Below are 16,038 nucleotides of genomic sequence, written 5' to 3'. Positions count from 1 at the left end.
AGGCCGTCGCTTTTTTCTTCCCCGAAAGGCGGAACCGCCGGGAAACTGGAGACTGTGTAGAAAAAACGCCCGTGGCTTCGTGGCAATTTAGAAAAATGTCATCCCCGCGGGACATTCGCATTGACTTTTTTGCCCGATCCTAATATAATTAATGACATTGGTGCGGCGGCGGATGCCGGCGCAATAGTAAGCATTGGAGGACAAGCCGATGAAGCGCACATCCAAATCCGTATTCTTCATCGTGGCACTGTTGATTTTAGCATTGACTTACACGACGTTTTTTGGCGTGTACAGCCACTATGGCGACAGGCGCGATACCATCATTCGCGGTGCCAGCGATATCCGCTGGGGCATCGATATCCGGGGCGGCATCGACGCCACCTTCGGGCCCAGCGATGATGTCAAGGAAGTGACCGACGAGAACATGAACGGCGTCAAGGACGTCATCGCCCAGCGTCTGGTCGCGCAGAATATCACCGACTACGAGCTGTATTCCGATACCGCCAACCGGCAGGTTATCGTCCGTTTCCCCTGGAAAGAGGACGAGCAGGACTTCGACCCTAAGGCGGCCATCGAGGAATTGGGCAAAACCGCCGTGCTGGAATTCCGCAAGGGCGACGAAACCAAGACCGAAAAAGACGCCGACGGTAACGAAATCCAGGTGCCCACTGGGGCTCTGGTGCTCAGCGGCAAGGACGTGGAGTCCGCCAAGGCCGGTTTCAGCGCCGAGGACGGCACCACCCCGGTCGTGTCCCTCAAGCTTAAGGACAGCGGCACCAAGGCCTTCGCCGAAGCCACCTCCGAGTTGGCCGGCAAGGGCAAGATTTCCATCTGGCTGGATAACGAGCAGCTTTCCGCCCCCAATGTCAACGAGGCCATCACCTCGGGCGAGGCGCAGATTTCCGGCGGCTTCTCGGATTATTCCGAGGCGGTTAAGCTGGCCAACCTCATCAACTCCGGCGCCCTGCCCTTCGCCGTGGAGGTCAAGAGCTACGGCACCATCGAGCCCACCATGGGTATGAAGGCCCTGGATGTCATGGTCTGGGCCGGCCTCATCGCCTTTATCCTGATTTCCATTTACCTGCTGATTTACTATCGCCTGCCCGGCTTTGTCGCCATCCTCTCCCTGCTGGGTCAGGTGGCCGGCTCCCTGGCCTGCGTTTCCGGCTACTTCGGCTTCCTCAACAGCTTCACCCTGACCCTGCCCGGCATCGCGGGCGTCATATTGTCCATCGGCATGGGCGTGGACGCCAACATCATCACGGCCGAGCGGATTAAAGAAGAGGTGCGCGCCGGCCGCACCATCGACGGCGCCATTCAAATCGGCTCCAAGAACTCCTTCTGGGCCATTTTTGACGGCAATATCACCGTCATCATCGTGGCCGTCGTCCTGATGGGCGTCTTTGGCCCGCCCGATGGCTTCTGGGGCACCATCCTCAAGCCCGTGCTGATGTGGTTCCCGGCGGCTACCACCGGATCCATCTACTCCTTCGGCTATACCCTCTTTGTGGGAATTATCTTCAACTTCGTCATGGGCGTGACCGCGTCCCGGCTGATGCTGAAATCCATTTCCCGCTTCAAATTCTTGCGCAAACCCTGGCTGTTGGGAGGTAAGCGGGCATGAAAAAGGAACTGAACATTGTCGGGAACCGTAAAATTTTCTTCTCCGTCTCCATCGCGCTGATCCTCATCGGCATTGTGTGCAACATCTTCCTCGGCGTGCAGCTGGATATCTCCTTCAAAGGCGGCACCCTGCTAAAATACAGCTATACCGGCGATATCGACGAGCCCAAGCTGGACGCCTTCATCACCGACACCCTGAAAAAGGACGTGGACACCACCCTGTCCACCGACGGTGACGTCAACCTCATCAACGTCTCCCTGGTGGAGGAGCTGAGCCTGGACGAGACCACCGCCCTGACCACCGCCCTGACCAAGGAGTATCCGAAGAGCGAGCTCAAGCTCATTAACTCCAACTCCCTGGATCCCACCATGGGCACCATGTTCTTCGTCAAGTGCCTGGTGGCCATCGCGCTGGCCTGCGTATTCCTGCTGATTTACGTGGCCCTCCGTTTCCGGAAAATCGGCGGCCTGTCCGCCGCCGTCATGGCGATTATCGCCCTGCTCAACGACATTCTCATCGCCTACTTCGCCTTTATCATCTTCCGTATCCCGCTCAACGACAACTTCGTGGCCGTGGTGCTCACCATTCTGGGCTATTCCCTCAACGGCACCATCGTTATCTTTGACCGTATCCGGGAAAACCGCCAGCTGATGGACAGCAAAACCCCCATCGATCAGCTGGTCAATACCAGCATCAACCAGTCCCTGTTCCGCTCTTTTAACACCAGCCTGTGCACCTTCGCGGCTATCGCCATCGTGGCGATTATGGCCCTGGCCACCGGCATGGACGCCATCATCAGCTTCGCCATCCCCATGATGTTCGGCATCCTCTCCGGCTTCTACACCTCCACCTTCCTCTGCTGCCCCCTGTGGGTCACTTGGATCCAGCATAAGCAGAAGAAGGCCCTGCTGGCCAAGGAAGCGGCCAAGGCGCAGCCCAAAAAGAAATAAGACCAAAGCTCATAAAGGGCGGGGACAGCTGTGTCCCCGCCCTTTTTCACAGCCCCCCTTGACAACGACCGCCGCTTATGCTACCATATTCCTCAAGATTATAACGAGGAGGCGGACAATTTGCGTTTTTTGATGCACTTTCATCAGAAGATGCCGGTTGTCCGTACCTATATCGCATAAGATCCCTCCGCGCGTAAGCGGGCGGTTCCCTGCGCCTATATCGGTTGGCCGAACACTTCTGATGCTGCATCAGAAGTGTTTTTTTGTTGCCCGGAACCGCCCCGCGCGGCGGCACTGGGCTGGGAAGCCGGCCATATCGCGCCGGAGAATCAGGAGGCTATATGCTGGAAATTCAACACCTGTCCCTAACATTGAAAAAGGAGAACCGCCCCCTCTTGCGGGATTTCAGCTTCGTGCTGGGCCCTCGGGACAAAGCCGCCCTCATTGGGGAGGAGGGCAACGGCAAAAGCACCCTGCTCCAGGCCCTCTGCCGCCGGGAGCAGGTGGAGGCCTACTGCGACGTGGAGGGCCGCGTCTTCACCGGGAACAGCCGCCTGGGCTACCTCGCCCAGGAAATGCCGGAAGAGGAGCGCCGCCTGCCCCTGCGCGCCTTCTTCGACGGGGTGGACCTCTATGAAAACGGCCTGCTGTGGGAGCTGGAGCTGTCCCCCGACTGGCTGGAAAGCGACCGCCCCGCGGGCAGTCTGTCGGGCGGCGAAAAGGTCAAGGCCCGCCTGGCCCGTCTGCTGGCCGGAGCCCCCGACATCCTGCTGCTGGACGAGCCCACCAATGACCTGGACATCCCCGCCCTGGAATGGCTGGAGGGCTTTATCCGCCAATCCTCTCGCCCCATTCTCTTCATTTCTCACGACGAAACCCTGCTGGAAAACACCGCCACCGTCATTCTTCACCTCGAGCAGGTGCGGCGGAAAACCGTCCCCCGCCATACCGTCGCCGCCCTGGGCTATGCCGACTATGTCCGCGCTCGCCGCCTCGGCCTGGATAAGCAGGAGCAGGTGGCCCGCAAGCAGCGGGCTGAGTACGAGGCCCAAATGAAACGCTGGCGGCAGATTTACGACCGGGTGGATCACGAGCAGTCCGCCATTTCCCGTCAGGATCCCGGCGGCGGCCGCCTGCTCAAGAAGAAAATGAAAGGCCTCCTGTCGCAGGAAAAGCGCATCGAACGGCAGGCCGGAACCTTTGAGGAAATCCCCGATGTGGAGGACGCCATCGACTGCCGCTTTTCCGCCGCCATCACCCTGCCCCAGGGCAAAACCGTCCTGGATTTTCAGCTGGACTGCCTGCGGGCAGGCGACCGCCCCCTGGCCCGGGATGTGCGCCTGCACGTCGCCGGCCCCCGCCGAGTGGCCATTCTCGGGGAAAACGGCCGGGGCAAAACCACCCTCCTGCGCCTGATTTGGGAAGAGCTGCGCCTGAGGCGGGACATCCGCGCCGGCTATATGCCCCAGAACTACGGCGACGTCCTGGACGATCGGCAAACCCCTGTGGATTATCTCGCCCCTTCCGGGGACAAGGAGCGGCGCACCAAAGCCTGCACCCTCCTGGGCAGCCTGAAATTCACCCCCGATGAGATGCGCCGTCCCATTGCCGCGCTCAGCGGCGGCCAAAAGGCCAAGCTCCTCCTCGCTGGCCTGCTGCTGGACGGCTGCGACGTCCTGGTGCTCGACGAACCCACCCGCAATCTCAGCCCCCTGTCCTGTCCCGTCATCCGGGAGGCCCTGTCCGCCTACGGCGGCGCGATTCTCAGCGTCACCCACGACCGCAAATTTATGCGCGAGGTCTGCACCGACTGGTATGAGCTGACCGAAACCGGCCTGCGCCCCCTGGAACGCCTGTGAGGTCTTTCCCCCTTTTCTCTTGACGCGCCGCCGCGGTGCTGACCGCCCTCACCGTGACGGCGATCGGGATCGCCATGGTTTTCGGCTCCCTCTGGGCCTTGCGGAACTCCGGCGGCCTGATTCAGAATTTGACTGTCACAAAAAAGGCCGCCAACTTCACAAAAAAGGCGAACCTTTTCCTAAAATCCCGCAAGCCCGCCGCCCCTCGCCGTGCTATGCTGATCTCATATGCTGACGAAAGGAGACGAAGTCCATGCCATCCATTCGGACAGTGGCCCTGTCGGGCATCGGCGGCTATGGCGAGGTCTACGGAAAAGCCCTTCTGGAGGAAGGGGAGAGCCATGGCCTGACCCTGACGGGCTGCATCGATCCCTATCCCGCCTCCTGCTCCTATCTCGGGGAGCTGCGCGCCCGCCATATTCCGGTCTACGCGTCGCTGGACGCCTTTTATCGGGAGCAGGCGGCGGATCTCCTCTGCATTTCCGCCCCCATCCACCTCCATGCGGAGCAAACCTGCCAGGCCCTGGCCCACGGCAGCCATGTGCTCTGCGAAAAGCCCCTGTGCGCCACCCTGGCGGAGGCCGGAAGCATGGAGGAGGCCCGCCGCGCCGCCGGTCGGGAGGTGGCCATCGGGTTTCAGTTCGCCTTCAACCCGGCCATCCTTGCTTTGCGGGAGGCCATTTGGCGGGGGACGTACGGCGCGCCCCGGCTGTTCAAGGCCATGTCCCTGCCGCCTCGGGACAGCGCCTATTACCGGCGGGGCTGGGCGGGCCGTGTCCAGGTGGGCGGCCATATCGTCTGCGACAGCGTGGCCAATAACGCCTGTGCCCACTATCTGCATCTCCTGTTTTTCCTGGCGAGCCCACCCGGCCATCCCGCCCAGCCCCTCGCGCACCAGACCGAGCTCTACCGGGCCAACGCCATCGAAACCTTCGATACCATCACCGCCCGCATCCAGACAGACAGCGGCGTGCCCCTCTATTTCGCCGCCTCCCACGCCGTCGATCGGACCCGCCTGCCCGGCTTCGTGCTGGAACTGGAGAACGCCCGGATCACCTGCCGGCTGGTCGAGCGCACCCTGCTCGTCGAAACTCCGGGCCGCACCTTCGAGGAACGCCTCGCCCCCGATCCGCTGGAGCGGGACAAAATCTGGGCCGTGGCCGAGTCCCTTCGCCGGGGCGAGCCGCCTGCCTGCGGCCTGCCGGACGCCCTCGCCCATACCCGGTATATCCACGACATTCAGCGTTCCTGCGCCGTGACCCCCTTCGCTCCCGCCCTCCTCACCCAAATTCCCAGCCGTATGCCCGGCGAAACCATTACCTGCGCCCGCGGCCTGTTCGCGGCCATGGAAACCGCCTACGATGCCGCCCGCCTGCTCAGCGAAACCGGGTATCTGTCCGCCGCCCGCCGCTGAGCCGTCGAAAACCGCCAGCCGAGGCCCCCGTTGAAAACGGGGGCCTCGGCTGGTATAATGGAGAAAATGGGCCGATTGGCCCGGCAACAACCGGAAAGGTCGTGTCCGTATGAGCGTTCGCCAAGCCATCCGTTCCGCCTTCAGCCTGGAGGAGGGCAGCGCCTCGCCGGAGGAAATCCGGCAGTCCATTCTCAGCGGCGCCCACGTCAAGGGCACCAACCTGTGTATCCTGGTGCTGGCCATCCTCATCGCTTCCATCGGGCTGAACATGAACTCTACCGCCGTCATCATCGGCGCTATGCTGATTTCCCCCCTGATGGGCGGGATTATGGCGGTGGGCTACGGCTTCGCCCTCGGCGACCTCCGCCTGTCCCGCCGTGCCTTCATCGGCCTTTTGTTTCAGGTGATCGTCTGCATCGTGGCCTCCACCCTCTATTTTTCCCTTTCGCCCATCTCCACCGCCCATTCCGAACTGCTGGCCCGCACCATGCCCACCGTCTGGGACGTGCTCATCGCCGTGTGCGGCGGCCTGGCGGGCATCATCGGCGTCACCCGGAAGGAGAAAACCAACGTCATCCCCGGCGTGGCCATCGCCACCGCCCTCATGCCGCCCCTGTGCACCGCCGGCTACGGCCTGGCCACCCGGTCGCTCTCCTTTTTCCTGGGGGCCATGTACCTGTTCTTCATCAACGGCTTCTTCATCTGCGTGAGCACCTTTGTGGTGGTGCGCCTCATGCGCCTTCCCCGGCAGGAATTTGAGAACGCCCGGGCCCGCCGCAAAATGCGCATTACCTTGACCGTCGTGGCCATTATTACCGTGCTGCCCAGCATTTATCTCGCCTACCGTATCGTGGGGGACAGCCTCACTGAAAGCAGCGTGCAGAAATATATTGCCTCCGAGTTCAGCTTTGACGACACCCAGGTGGTGCGCTCCTCCGCCGATACCAAGGCGAAGGAGATCCGTGTGGCCCTCCTGGGCAAACGGCTGAGCGAGGAGCGCATCCAGGAGCTGCGCAGCGCCCTGCCCGGCTATGGCCTGGAGGGCATGACCCTGAAGGTCACGCAGACCGAGCTGGAGCAGGGGATGACCCAGGAGGATATCCAGGCCATCATCGAGAAGGAGTTGGATCAAAACAGCCAGGAGAACGCCGCCCTGTCCCAAAAGCAGGAGCTGGAGAACCTGAAGGCCGAGCTGGTGGGCGCCAAGGCCAAGCTGCTCGATTACCAGGCGTTTGATTTCGATATGCAGGCCATCACCAGGGAGCTGCAAGCCCTGTATCCCCAGGTGCAATCCTGCTCCATGGGCCGGCACCGGATTTGGAGCGAAACCACCCAGCAGGTGGAGAATCGGGTGATGGCTACCCTGGATCTGCCTGCCCCTCTGAGCGCCGAGGAGAAAACGCGGGTGGAGACCTGGCTGGCCGCCCGGGCCGGGGTGCAGGCGGTGACGGTGTACGAGAACATCGCCCCCGCCGGGGAGTAGGACGTTCGTTACTTTTCATGAAATTCGCGTGGAAAATTTGGATATGCCATTTTGGAATAAATTTCTGCCGCTCTTTCAACCAGTATGCTATAACCGTATCATCAAGCAGAAAGGATGATACGGTGTGCATTTACTGGACGAGTTTTCCCCGTTCCGCCTGGAAGCGGTGGAGGATGCCGTTTGGAAACGGCTGATGGAAAACGGAGAGTTTCGGGAGATACAGAAACGATTCGACGCTATGCTGGAAGCGATCGGCAAAGCCGATGAACAAAAGGCGTTTACCTTCGACTTAGAGGAAACTATCGGCCTAAAGGAATACCATGCACAATGGGAGTATTATCACCAAGGCATGCTGGACTGCGCCGCGCTGCTGAAATGGATGGGCGTTTTGGCCTAAAAGCCCTATCGGGGTTGCGTTGGTATGCGGGGTAGTACCCCGCGTCCCTTTCGCGCCAATGTGGCGCCCGCACCCCGTCTTTCTTTTTCGTGCGTGAAAAAGAAAGACGGGGGAGAAAGAAAAAGCCTTATAGAACCATCCGGCGGGGGGAGGCCGACGTTGTGCCTCGCGGCAATCGCTGTGTCGCTGCGGGCTTCGATCTCCTGCAAGGGAAATAGAAACTTTTAGCGCTCGTGTCGCCGCCGGTACGCCCGCTAATAATCATGCGGCAGCCCGTTCTGCTTGCTGCCAGCCCCGCCTCGCGCCTGCGTGACCACACGGTTCGAAAAGTCGGGCGACCAACTCCCCAGGGGCTCCGCTGCACAAGGAGAACAAAGAGACAAAGGGGGACGCTCTGCCCTTGCCGGTCTCGCCGGCTTAGGCCGCCGAGCCCATACGGGGATCCGTAGGAGATAGCCGCAAGCGGGAGTTTATCCCAATCCGATTGATAGGGCTCGCCGTCCTAAGACGGGGAGACCCCAACGGATTGTACAACTTGGGTGATCACTCAAGTATACTACGCGCGTCAGCGCGCTCGTAGCGCGGGGAAAGGACACGCTTCTCGGCAGATAGGCGCTGTTGCGCACTACAGCGCCTTTAGGCGCGAGCGCACACTTAGGTGGATAGAACGCTTTTATGCGACGTGTTCTTTTTCTGCGCGTCTGTTGGTTAAGGCTTTTTCTTTTCTCCCCCCTCTTTTCTTTTTCTAGAAAAGGAAAAGAGGGGGTGCGGGCGGCTCACAGCCGCGAGAGGAGTACGGGGTTCTGCCCCGCATACCTACGCTGTACTAGATAGGGCATAACAGCACAAAGGCTATCTCCCCACGGCGGGCGGCTCACAGGCGTAATCAGCCCGCGAGGTTGTGCTAGGTTTTCCGTACGGAAAACCGGCATACCAACGCAACCCCGATAGAGCACAAAGAACGCGCTGCCTCGAGATCCAGGCAAAGATCCACCCCCTCCCTCTTGCCAATCCCGCCCCAACCGTGCTATACTGTCCCCAAACGGACGGGACAACACCCCCGCCGATGTGTGCCCTCCACACATCGGCTTTTTTACGTAAGATAGGATGGAACGCTATGGAACATATTCTGGTGGGCATGAGCGGCGGCGTGGACAGCTCGGTGGCCGCCCTGATCCTGCAGCGGCAGGGCTGCGCCGTCACCGGCGTCACCCTGCGCCTGCGCGGCGGCCGCCTGGCCGCCTCCACCGGCGCGGGCGCGCAGCAGGACATCGACGACGCCCGCCGCGTCTGCGAGGCCCTGGGCATCGAACACCGGGTTCTCGATTTGACCGATGCCTTCTGCCGCTGCGTGGTGGACGAGTTCGCCGCCGAATATCTGGCCGGCCGCACTCCCAACCCCTGCGTGACCTGCAACCGCACCATCAAGTTCGGCGCCATGCTGGACTACGCGCTGGAAAACGGCATGGACGGGGTGGCCACCGGCCATTACGCCCGCCGGGAATTTGACGCCGCCGCCGGCCGCTGGGCCCTGTACCGTGCCGATTTCCTCAAGGATCAGAGCTATGTCCTCTATGGCCTGAGCCAGGAGCAGCTGGCCCGCGTCCGCTTCCCCCTCTGGGGCTATGGGAAGGAAGAAGTGCGCGCCCTGGCTCGGGAGGCCTCCCTGCCCGTGGCCGATAAAGGGGACAGCATGGAAACCTGCTTTGTCCCGGATTCCGGCCACGCCGCCTTTATCGAGTGGTATACCGGCGCGGCCATGCAGCCGGGCGATTTCGTTGACGAGTCCGGCCATGTCCTCGGCCGCCACCAGGGGATCGGCCGCTACACCATCGGCCAGCGCAAGGGGCTGGGCGTGGCCCTGGGCCGTCCCATGTACGTCGTGGGCATCGACGCCTCCACCAATACCGTGATCCTGGGGGAGGAGGGCCGCCAGCTGGCCGATACCCTCACCGCCGGCCCGGTGAACTACGTCTCCATCGCTCCACCGGCCGCCCCCCTGCGGGTGCAGGCCAAAATCCGCTACCAGGCCCCCGCCGCCCCCGCCACCCTGACCCCTCTTCCCGGCGGCATGGCGCGGGTGACCTTCGACGCCCCCCAGCGCTCCGTCACCCCCGGTCAGTCGGTGGTGTTTTACGACGGGGATAAGCTGCTCGGCGGCGGCCGTATCGTGAAGGAGGCCGCGCTGTGATCGCGTTTCTGTCCCCGGCCAAGAACATGCGCCCCGCGCCCGCGCCTGGCGTGCCCCTGACCCGCCCCGTCTTTCAGAGGGAGGCCGACCGGCTGGCCGCCCTCCTGCGCAAATACAGCCCCTGGGAGCTGGAATCCCTCCTGCAAATCAACCCCTCCCTCGCCATGAAGGCGGCGGGCTATTACCAGGATTTTGCCGAAGCCCCCGCCTCCGCCGCCCTGTCGGCCTATTATGGGCTGGCCTTCCAGCACCTGGACGCCGCCTCCCTCACCCCGGAGGACTACGCGTGGGCCGGGGAACACCTGCGGATCCTCAGTGCCCTGTATGGCGTGCTCCGGCCCGCCGACGGCATCCGTCCCTACCGGCTGGAACTCCAGTCCCGCCTGCGGGTGGAGGGGCAAAGCCTTTACGCCTTTTGGGGGGAACGGATCGCCCGGGAGCTGTTCAAAACCGGGGAGCCGGTGATCCATCTGGCTTCCGGCGAGTACGCCCGGGCCGTGCTGCCCCACCGGCGGCCGGGAGATATCTGCATCACCTGCGAATTCTCCATCCTCCGCCGGGGCAAACGCACCACCTTGGCCACCGGCGCCAAAATGGCGAGGGGAGAGATGGCTCGCTTTCTCGTCAAAAACCGCCTGGAGCGGCCCACCGATCTGCAGGCCTTCGAGTGGGATGGCTACGCCTTCGCCCCCGCCTTGTCGGACGAAACCCGTTATGTTTTCCTGCAAGCGCCCGTTCGACAGGATACTACAAGGAATATGGAGTGATTTTAATACCATTTGTAAAATAAAATCGAATACCCGCGCCGGTTGTCCGTCCCTGTCCCCGCCGTCTGTCCTCGGTGCGGGCGGGGGCGGACAGGTTTTTCTAACGCGGGCTTGTCCCGCCGCATAGGATAGGCTGAAGATTGCAACAGAAAGGGGAGGGTTCCCATCCATCCCGAACAGCCCGCCGTCCCCGGCCAAGCGGCGGAAGCCCGCGGCCATTTCCTCTGCTACCGCTCCATGGCCCCCTATACCGCCGCCGCCTTTTTGCAGGAGGCGGGCGGCCGCGTGGAGGCCTCCGCCCGCTTCGAGCGGGCCGCAGGAGACGGCCCCGACGCCTCCCGCGGCGTTTGGTGCCTGTCCGTGAGGCTGTACACCGGGCAGGGCCCCCTGGATTTGCTGGGGGCCCACCTGCCTGTTTTTCCGGTGCGGGACGCGGTCAAATTTCCCCGCGCTCTGCGCGCCCTGTCCGGCGGGGCGGACAGCCTCTGGCGCTTTGTGGCCGAGAATCCCGAGGCTTTTCCCTTCGCCGTCTGGTACTTCTCCGACCTGGGTACCGTGGGCAGCCTGCGCCACATCCGCGCCTATGGAAGCCAGACCTGCCTGTGGCGGGGGCCGGAGGGCGTGCACATCGTTCGCTTCCACTGGATCCCGGTGGCGGGGGAGCAATGCCTCAGCCGGCGGGAGGCCGCTCGCCGCTCCGCGCTGGAGCCCGCCTGTGTCCGCCGCGACTTTCACGACACCCTAGCCCTGGGCCGGACGGTGGATTTTGACCTCTGCGTCCAGCTGATGACGCCGGAAGAGGGGGCAGCGCTGCCCTTCGACCCCCTGGATCCCACCAAGATCTGGGATGAGCTCCGCTTTCCCCTCCTGCCCGTGGGCCGCCTGATGCTGGAGCGGAAGGCGGCACCCGGCGAGACCGTGGTGGATTTCGCCCCCACCCGCCTGCCGCCGGGCTTCGCGATCGCCCCGGGCCGTCCGCCCCTTTGCTGGACCCGTCCGGTCCCCCTTGGCCGGGAGGTGCCGGTGCGCCCCGCCGGCCCTCGGCGCGGGGCCGATGGCTTCGTCCAGGCGGGGGAGCGGTACCGCTGCCTGCCCGCACGGGAGAAGGCTGCTCTCATCGATAATATGGCCGCCAGCCTGGCCGTCGAGCCCACCTCGGTGCGCCGCTGCGTGATCGGGTACGCCCGGCAGGCGGACGAGGCCTTTGGCGAGGCTCTGGCCGCGCAGATCCCGGCGTATCGGATCGACCCAGCTTGATGCCGCGCGCTTTTGTGCGAAAAAAATCCCGCACTTTTCGAACTGTTCGAAAAAGTGCGGGATTTTTCAGCTCTATCTGTGGTATTTCTGCATGGCTATTCATTTTGAGGAATAAAGATTAATGCTTTTCCACCGGCACCATATTGGTGTAAATTTTGGCCAGAAACTCGTCGGGATAGTGTTCGTCCAGGAAAGCGGCCACCGCGTTCCTGGCGGGAATCCCCTCTCGCCGCTCCGACTGGCGGTAGACGGCCATGGCGGAAATGGCGATGTCGGCGGCCATGAGCACCGCCAGCGTCCAGGTCAGCGCCACCCCGATTTTGTTGGGGATTTTTTCGATGAGTCTGGACAGCCGGGGATACAGCTCCTTGACCCACAGCAGCCCGAGCAGCCCCCACAGCAGCCCGTGCAGCAGGTTGATGCGCCCCTGCAGGTTGAGAACCGTGCCGTCATACTGCCAGGAGACCGAGCCGAACACCATTTCCTGGAACCAGGAGCAGGCGAATTCCGCCGCGCTGCCCAGCACGGCGCTGCCCAAAAAGACCCAGAGATCCCGCTTCTTGATCAGCCAGTGGAGCCCCACCGACAGTACCAGGGCGCCAAAGCCATAAACCGGGTTGAAGGGGCCGTAAATCAGGCCGGCCCGGCTCTCGAATTTTTGATACAGCACGGCGCACCAGATGAGCTCGATGATCACTCCCAGGAAGCAGCCGATAAGGAACACCCAGAACAGCTTGTAAAAGTTGAGCCCGTGAGCGAAGGAGCGCTCCCGCCGCTCGCCCGTGTCCGGCGGCTCGGAATTGGCCGTTTCCGGCGCCAGGACGGGATGGAGCAGCTCTTCCTCCTCCGGAGAGCGGACGGGCAGTTCGATGACAGACATGGGTACCTCCAGGTCAGCGCCGCGCGGGGCGGCGCGGTATTATGGTGTGTCGTCTGCGGACGGTGGGTCACCGTCCGGCACCGGGATCCCCCGGCGCGCCAGTCGGCGGTTGGTGCTGTCCCGCAGCAGGCTGTACAGCACGGAGCTCAAGGGAACGGCCACCAGCATGCCGAATATGCCCATCACCCCGCCGCCGACGGTCACCGCCGCCAGCACCCAGATGGAGGGCAGTCCCACCGAGGTGCCCACCACCTTGGGATAGATGAAATTGCCCTCGATTTGCTGCAATATCAGGAACATCACCACGAACCAGAAGGCCTGCATCGGGTCGCCCACGAAGATGAGGAAGGCCCCCACCACGCAGCCGATGATGGCTCCGAAAATTGGGATAAGGGCCAGCACGGCGATGAGCACCGCGATCATCAGGGCATAGGGGAAGCGGAAAATGCACATGGTGACGAAGAACATCAGCCCGAGGATCACCGCCTCCAGGCACTGCCCGGTGAGGAACCGGGAGAAGGTGCGGTTAGACAGCCGGCCGATTTCCAGCAGCCGGTCGGTCTTGGCGTCGGGCAGATGGGCCCGCAGCACGTTGGTGATCTGCCGGGCCAGCGTTTCCTTCTGCATCAGCACATACATGGCGAAAATCACGCCGAGGAAGAGGTTGAACACCCCGCTGAATATGGAGGTGGCCAGGCTGACGGTGGAGTTGAATAGATCCACCGCCCCGCTCTGCGCAAAGGCCAGCAGCTTCTGGGCAATGGCGTTCCAGTCCAGCTGCAGGTCGTTTATCCAGTCCTGCCACTGGGGGTATTTCTGTGCCAGCTCCGTCAGCCAGGCCTGGGCCCGGGCGATGAAGCCGGGGATGCTGTCCGCCAGCGTCCTCAGGCTGCGCCCCAGCTCCGGGATGATGAGGAACACCGCCGCCGCCAGCACCCCGAGGGCCAACAGCAGGGTCACGGTGGCCGCCAGCGGCCGGCGAATTTTCCGCCAAATCCGCCCGCATTTTTTGTCGAGCGGCCGGAACAGATGGGTTTCCACCGCCCGCATGGGGACGCTGAGGATAAAGGCGATGCACAGCCCGATAATAAACGGCATCAGCAGCCCGATGAGGATCTGCACGAAGCCCCAGACAGTGCCCAGGTTCTGTAGCCCGACGAACAGCAGGACGCCGAAGGCCACCAGGGCGAAAAGAACACGAATTTGCTTGCGGTTCCACGGCATGGCCGCTTACCTCCTTCGGCTAGCTAACAGTATTGGCCAACATGGCTCTAAATGTTGTCTTCTGCTTCCTCCCAGTCGGTCGCCGGCAGGGGATAGCCGCCCGCCGAATCGCCCAGGAGCATTTCCATGGCGTAGCGGGTGCGCAGCTGGAGGGCCTGGGCCGCGGCCTTGGGCCCCAGGGCCGGGTTGGGATACAGGGGCTCGCCGATGCGCAGGGTCATGTCGTCTCCCCGCCGGAAGAGGGCCCGCAGGCCGGTGGGCTTTCGGAAGACCACCGCCATGGGGACGATGGGACACCCGGCGCGGGCCGCGGTGAGAAACGCGCCGCCGTGGAAGGGGCGCAGCCCTTTGTGATACCGCACCAGCAGCCCTTCGGGATAAAAATGGACGAAATCCCCCTGCCGGATAGCTTGCTCCAGATGCCGCTGATAGGGCACCATGGTGCTGGCCGTCGGGGGCAGGGGCAGCCCGCCGCACAGCTTGACCAGCCACCCGGTGAAGGGCAGCTCCAGGTTGCGGCGCAGGCTGACGAAATACTGGCGGTGGGGGAAGGCGGCGATTTTGGCCATGGTGCAGTCCATGGGATGGACGTGGTTCATCACCGTCACCGCCCCGCCCCGTATTCCCCGCAGATGCCGCCGCCCCTCCACCCGCAGGCCGAAGAACAGCCCGTCGATGAACAGCAGCAGGGGGGTCAGAAAATTGGTCACCGCCCCGAACACCGCCTTTTTCAGCGCCGAGGCGTGATAAAACTGTTGGTTCGCCTTGTCCGGATCGGGGTGGGTCAGGCGGCGCAGCCGGCCCTGCCTGGGCGGCTTGTAGCCATGAAAGCGGCAGTCGTGGATGGCTTCCCGGTACATGTCCTCTGCCCGGGCCACGCAGGCGTCCACCCGCATCTCGTCCCCCCGGGCGGCGTAGGCCCGGCCCTGCGCCGCCCGCTCCTCCGGATGCTCGATCCAGTAGTCGATTTTGTCCGCCAGATCCCCGGCGTTGCCCGCTTGGAACAGGCTGCGATCGTCCAGCGCAAACTGGGGAGTGGCCGACAGGGGGGAATTGGCGATAACCGGCACCAGCCCGCATGCCAGCGCCTCCATGCAGGAGATGCCCTCGATTTCCGCGTCGGAGGCATGGACGTACAAATCGCAGCTGTTGAGCAGCCGCAGCAGCTCCTCCTGGCCGTAGAAGCCTATGACGGGCGGATGGGCCAGGCCCGCGCTCAGCCGGCGGTATTCCTTTTCCTTGGGTCCCTTGCCGGCGAACACCAGCTGGATTTTGTCGGCGTACCGGCTCTTTTTCGCCGCCTCGATAATGAGATCCTGCCGTTTCTCCCCGGACAGGCGGCCCACCATCAGGATGACGAATTTGCCCTCGAATTCCGGGGGCCGCGGGGTGTCCACCGGGCGGAACAGGGGATCCACCCCGTTGGAGATGACCCGCAATTCCGCGTCGTAGCCGTGGGCCTTCAGCTGCCCTGCGATGAACTCGCTTGGGCAGTGGATGTAGCGGAAGCGGTTGTAAAATTTCCGGTAGCACCAGTGGTAAAGAAAATCGTTGAGCCGTTTGCTTTTTCCCATGCCGATGCTGTAGGTGACGTTTTCGGGCTGCATGTGGAAGGCGGCCACGGTGGGCACGCGCATCTGCCGGGCGATTTCCTCCCCCCGGCGGCAAAAGCGGAAGGGCAGGTAGAAATGCACCACGTCGGCGTCCCGGAAGGCCTGGTAATACGCCTCCTCGTCCGGCTTGGCGAAGCCGAAGCCCTGCTTTTCGACCAGGGGCTGAAACACCGGAATTTTATGCACCGGCGCGCAGATCTTCCCCTCCGCCGCTTCTCCCCCTGCCAAAATGGTGACGCGATGGCCTCGCCGCCGCAGCTGCTCGGCGTAGCGCCTGGCGGTGATGGTGGTGCCGTTGTTGCCGTTGTCGAACTGGTCGATGACCAACACGATGTTCATAAAGCGCCTGCCTTTCTCTGGTGGTGATTCCAACAGGGGG

The 16,038-nt window shown here is 63.0% G+C and carries 12 protein-coding genes; 9 read left to right on the top strand and 3 right to left on the bottom strand.

Going from position 1 to position 16,038, the window contains the following annotated elements:
• Positions 1-208: 208 nt before the first annotated feature.
• From ACSAMM_RS09645 to ACSAMM_RS09605, 9 genes are all read left to right on the top strand, one after another.
• On the top strand, positions 209-1,624 hold the full coding sequence (locus ACSAMM_RS09645) for a preprotein translocase subunit SecD (protein ID WP_457791191.1): 1,416 nt from the start codon (positions 209-211) through the stop codon (positions 1,622-1,624).
• A complete protein-coding gene (gene secF / locus ACSAMM_RS09640; protein ID WP_178725856.1) occupies positions 1,621-2,574 on the top strand; it encodes a protein translocase subunit SecF in 954 nt (317 codons plus the stop codon). The genes ACSAMM_RS09645 and secF overlap by 4 nt, the downstream gene beginning before the upstream one ends.
• A 341-nt stretch (positions 2,575-2,915) precedes the next feature.
• On the top strand, positions 2,916-4,433 hold the full coding sequence (locus ACSAMM_RS09635; RefSeq protein WP_457791190.1) for an ATP-binding cassette domain-containing protein: 1,518 nt from the start codon (positions 2,916-2,918) through the stop codon (positions 4,431-4,433).
• Between the two features lie 253 nt (positions 4,434-4,686).
• Positions 4,687-5,847, top strand: a complete 1,161-nt coding sequence (locus ACSAMM_RS09630) for a Gfo/Idh/MocA family protein (RefSeq protein ID WP_457791189.1) — start codon at positions 4,687-4,689, stop codon at positions 5,845-5,847.
• Positions 5,848-5,956: 109 nt separating this feature from the next.
• Positions 5,957-7,330, top strand: a complete 1,374-nt coding sequence (locus ACSAMM_RS09625) for a TIGR00341 family protein (protein ID WP_457791188.1) — start codon at positions 5,957-5,959, stop codon at positions 7,328-7,330.
• A 124-nt stretch (positions 7,331-7,454) separates the two neighbouring features.
• A complete protein-coding gene (locus tag ACSAMM_RS09620) occupies positions 7,455-7,727 on the top strand; it encodes a hypothetical protein (RefSeq protein ID WP_178725848.1) in 273 nt (90 codons plus the stop codon).
• Positions 7,728-8,844: 1,117 nt separating this feature from the next.
• Positions 8,845-9,918, top strand: coding sequence for a tRNA 2-thiouridine(34) synthase MnmA (gene mnmA, locus ACSAMM_RS09615; protein WP_457791187.1), 1,074 nt, complete (start codon positions 8,845-8,847; stop codon positions 9,916-9,918).
• Positions 9,915-10,685, top strand: coding sequence for a YaaA family protein (locus tag ACSAMM_RS09610; RefSeq protein ID WP_457791186.1), 771 nt, complete (start codon positions 9,915-9,917; stop codon positions 10,683-10,685). The genes mnmA and ACSAMM_RS09610 overlap by 4 nt, the downstream gene beginning before the upstream one ends.
• Positions 10,686-10,850: 165 nt before the next feature.
• Positions 10,851-11,942, top strand: coding sequence for a catalase (locus tag ACSAMM_RS09605; protein ID WP_457792172.1), 1,092 nt, complete (start codon positions 10,851-10,853; stop codon positions 11,940-11,942).
• A 118-nt stretch (positions 11,943-12,060) separates the two neighbouring features.
• On the opposite strand, the gene ACSAMM_RS09600 is transcribed toward ACSAMM_RS09605, so the two are convergent.
• The 3 genes from ACSAMM_RS09600 to ACSAMM_RS09590 are packed head-to-tail and all read right to left on the bottom strand — an operon-like array spanning position 12,061 to position 15,998.
• A complete protein-coding gene (locus ACSAMM_RS09600) occupies positions 12,061-12,822 on the bottom strand; it encodes a putative ABC transporter permease (RefSeq protein ID WP_178723386.1) in 762 nt (253 codons plus the stop codon).
• A 39-nt stretch (positions 12,823-12,861) separates the two neighbouring features.
• Positions 12,862-14,046: an AI-2E family transporter gene (locus ACSAMM_RS09595; protein ID WP_178723388.1), complete on the bottom strand. Its 1,185-nt coding sequence runs from the start codon at positions 14,044-14,046 to the stop codon at positions 12,862-12,864.
• A gap of 47 nt (positions 14,047-14,093) precedes the next feature.
• Complete coding sequence (locus ACSAMM_RS09590; protein WP_457791185.1) at positions 14,094-15,998, bottom strand: glycosyltransferase; 1,905 nt, start codon at positions 15,996-15,998, stop codon at positions 14,094-14,096.
• Positions 15,999-16,038: the final 40 nt, after the last annotated feature.

The organism is Anaeromassilibacillus sp. SJQ-5 (assembly GCF_054108045.1).
The sequence above is the reverse complement of the archived record's forward strand: the minus strand, read 5'-3'. Positions and strand labels throughout refer to the sequence as shown.

Bases quoted from the DNA above. Each gene is read 5' to 3' on its own strand.
- ACSAMM_RS09645 (WP_457791191.1), top strand. From the start codon at position 209: ATGAAGCGCACATCCAAATCCGTATTCTTCATCGTGGCACTGTTGATT.
- secF (WP_178725856.1), top strand. From the start codon at position 1,621: ATGAAAAAGGAACTGAACATTGTCGGGAACCGTAAAATTTTCTTCTCC.
- ACSAMM_RS09635 (WP_457791190.1), top strand. From the start codon at position 2,916: ATGCTGGAAATTCAACACCTGTCCCTAACATTGAAAAAGGAGAACCGC.
- ACSAMM_RS09630 (WP_457791189.1), top strand. From the start codon at position 4,687: ATGCCATCCATTCGGACAGTGGCCCTGTCGGGCATCGGCGGCTATGGC.
- ACSAMM_RS09625 (WP_457791188.1), top strand. From the start codon at position 5,957: ATGAGCGTTCGCCAAGCCATCCGTTCCGCCTTCAGCCTGGAGGAGGGC.
- mnmA (WP_457791187.1), top strand. From the start codon at position 8,845: ATGGAACATATTCTGGTGGGCATGAGCGGCGGCGTGGACAGCTCGGTG.
- ACSAMM_RS09600 (WP_178723386.1), bottom strand. From the start codon at position 12,822: ATGTCTGTCATCGAACTGCCCGTCCGCTCTCCGGAGGAGGAAGAGCTG.
- ACSAMM_RS09595 (WP_178723388.1), bottom strand. From the start codon at position 14,046: ATGCCGTGGAACCGCAAGCAAATTCGTGTTCTTTTCGCCCTGGTGGCC.
- ACSAMM_RS09590 (WP_457791185.1), bottom strand. From the start codon at position 15,998: ATGAACATCGTGTTGGTCATCGACCAGTTCGACAACGGCAACAACGGC.